The 2,643-nt window shown below is 72.8% G+C and carries 3 protein-coding genes; all 3 read left to right on the top strand.

Going from position 1 to position 2,643, the window contains the following annotated elements; all coding sequences use genetic code 11:
- Positions 1-92: 92 nt before the first annotated feature.
- The 3 genes from ACYVE9_RS22140 (at position 93) to ACYVE9_RS22130 (ending at position 2,459) form a co-directional block, all read left to right on the top strand.
- Positions 93-749, top strand: a complete 657-nt coding sequence (locus ACYVE9_RS22140; protein ID WP_461029646.1) for a histidine phosphatase family protein — start codon at positions 93-95, stop codon at positions 747-749.
- Between the two features lie 72 nt (positions 750-821).
- Positions 822-1,742, top strand: a complete 921-nt coding sequence (locus ACYVE9_RS22135) for an ADP-ribosylglycohydrolase family protein (RefSeq protein ID WP_461029645.1) — start codon at positions 822-824, stop codon at positions 1,740-1,742.
- Positions 1,743-1,751: 9 nt separating this feature from the next.
- A complete protein-coding gene (locus tag ACYVE9_RS22130) occupies positions 1,752-2,459 on the top strand; it encodes a ribonuclease HII (RefSeq protein ID WP_461029644.1) in 708 nt (235 codons plus the stop codon).
- Positions 2,460-2,643 lie beyond the last annotated feature (184 nt).

Here is a 2,643-nt window from a genome sequence, read left to right as displayed (position 1 = left end):
CGCGTCAGCGGGCGCTCTGTGCGGCGCCCGCGGAGTGTGCGCACGCCACGCCGCACGGCGTGCGCGCCTCCCGGCGCGCCTACGCTGGTCCCATGGCACGTCCCCGTCGCATCGTCCTCATCCGTCACGGCGAGTCCGAAGGCAACGTCAACGACTCCGTGTACGAACGGGTGCCCGACCACGCCCTCGGGCTGACCGCCCGCGGCCGGCAACAGGCGGCGGAGGCCGGAGTGCGGCTGCGGGCGGCGTTTGGCTCCGAACGGGTCTCGGCGTACGTCTCGCCCTACCGCCGCACCCACGACACGTTCCGGGCCCTGCGGCTGGACCCGACGCTGGTCCGCGTACGGGAGGAGCCGCGGCTCCGCGAGCAGGACTGGGGCAACTGGCAGGACCGGGAGGACGTCCGTCGCCAGAAGACGGCCCGCGACTCCTACGGCCACTTCTTCTACCGCTTCGCGCAGGGTGAGTCCGGCGCCGACGTGTACGACCGGGTGGACGCCTTCCTGGAGAGCCTCTGGCGCAGCTTCGAGGCACCGGACCACCCCCCGAACGTCCTGCTCGTCACCCACGGACTGACCATGCGGCTGTTCTGCATGCGGTGGATGCACTGGAGCGTCGCCGAGTTCGAGTCGCTGTCCAACCCGGGCAACGGCGAGACCCGCGCGCTGGTGCTCGGCCCGGACGGCCGCTACCACCTGGACCGGCCCTTCGAGAAGTGGTGTGTCCCGGAACCCTACGGAGCCCTGTGACCTGCGTTCCAGCCCTGTGACCTGCGGTCCGTGCTGCCTGCCCGGCCCCCGCCGGATAGAGTTTCTCGCACCATGACCGTTGACACCGCTCGCCGCGAACGTGCCCTGGCGAGCCTGCGCGGGCTCTCCGTGGGAGACGCGCTGGGCTCGTGCTTCTTCGTCCCCGACCACTACCCCCTGCTGCGGCGCCGGCAGCTGCCGCCCGCGCCGTGGCGGTGGACGGACGACACGGAGATGGCCGGTTCCGTGGTCGCCGTCCTCGACCGGCACGGCACCGTCGACCAGGACGCCCTGGCCACCGCGTTCGCCACCCACCACAGCCCCGATCGCGGCTACGGCAGAGCGGTCGACCGCATGCTGCGCCAGATCCGCCAGGACGGGGCCGACTGGCGCGAACTGGCCTCCTCGCTCTTCGACGGCAGCGGTTCCTGGGGCAACGGGGCAGCGATGCGGGTCGCCCCGCTCGGTGCCTGGTACGCCGACGACCCCGCGCGGGCGGCCGAGCAGGCACAGGCGTCCGCCTACACCACCCACCAGCACCGGGAGGCGGTGTGCGGTGCCATGGCGGTCGCGGCAGCCGCCGCACTGCGCGCCGCACTGCCCCACTGGGGACCGGGCAGCGGGCCCGAACTGCTGGACGGCGTCATCGCCCTCGTCCCGCGCAGCGCCGTCCAGGCAGGCTTGCGCCGGGCGCGGGACATGCTCGACTACGCGGACACCCAGACCGTCGCCGCGGTCCTGGGCTGCGGTCGGCGCACGAGTGCCCACGACACGGTGCCGTTCGCGCTGTGGGCCGCAGCCAGGCACGGCGGCGACTTCACCGCCGCCTTCTGGACCACCGCGCAGGCAGGCGGTGACATGGACACCACCTGCGCGATCACCTGCGGAGTGCTCGCCGGAGCCCCCGACGCGGCCCCGCCGCGGGAATGGACCGCGCACACCGAAGCCCTGCCGGGGTGGGTGCCCGGCAACGGCCCGACGGGCGCCCAGTAGGGTGACGGTGTGCCGTACGAGCCACCGACCCACCGCGTTGAACGTTCGCTGCGGGCAACCACCGGAGCCAAGGTGGTCGCCGGCGTCGACGAAGTCGGCCGAGGCGCCTGGGCAGGGCCGGTGACCGTCTGCGCGGCGATCACCGGACTCCGTCGTCCGCCCGAAGGGCTGACCGACTCCAAGCTCCTCAGTGTCCGGCGGCGTACGGCACTGGCGAAGGAACTCACCGGCTGGGTCACGGCACACGGGCTGGGCCATGCCTGGCCCGCCGAGATCGACCGGCTGGGCATGACGGCCGCGTTGCGGCTCGCGGCGCAACGCGCGCTGGACGCACTGCCGGAACGTCCCGACGCGGTCATCCTCGACGGCAAACACGACTACCTGGGCACGCCCTGGCAGGTCCGCACCGTCATCAAGGGGGACCAGTCCTGTGTGTCGGTTGCCGCCGCCTCGGTGATCGCCAAGGTCCACCGGGACGCGCTCATGGCTGAACTCGGCGCCCAGCACGCCGAGTTCGGATTCGACGGCAACGCGGGTTATCCCGCTCCGGTGCACCGCACCGCGCTGGAGGAGCTGGGCCCCACCCCGCACCACCGGCTGTCCTGGTCCTACCTGGACGCCCTGCCGCGCTGGCGGCACCTGAAAAAAGTCCGGGACGACGATGTGCGGGCCGCCTCCGCGGCGGACTGCGCTTCGGCCCAGATCGGACTCTTCTGAACCCGACGGTGCACAATGCGCCGTCGTTTGATAGACATCCCACATGCCTCACAGCTCCGAGGAGCCAGAGATTCACCCCAGTGTTCCGGGCCCCCGCACTTCAGCGGACGCCACCCGTACCCCGCAAGCACCCCGCCCCGCCGCGCCCCGCCCGGCTGCGGCCGCTCCCCGGCCCGGCCCGCGT

The organism is Streptomyces sparsus (genome assembly GCF_054776295.1).
The sequence above is the reverse complement of the archived record's forward strand: the minus strand, read 5'-3'. Positions and strand labels throughout refer to the sequence as shown.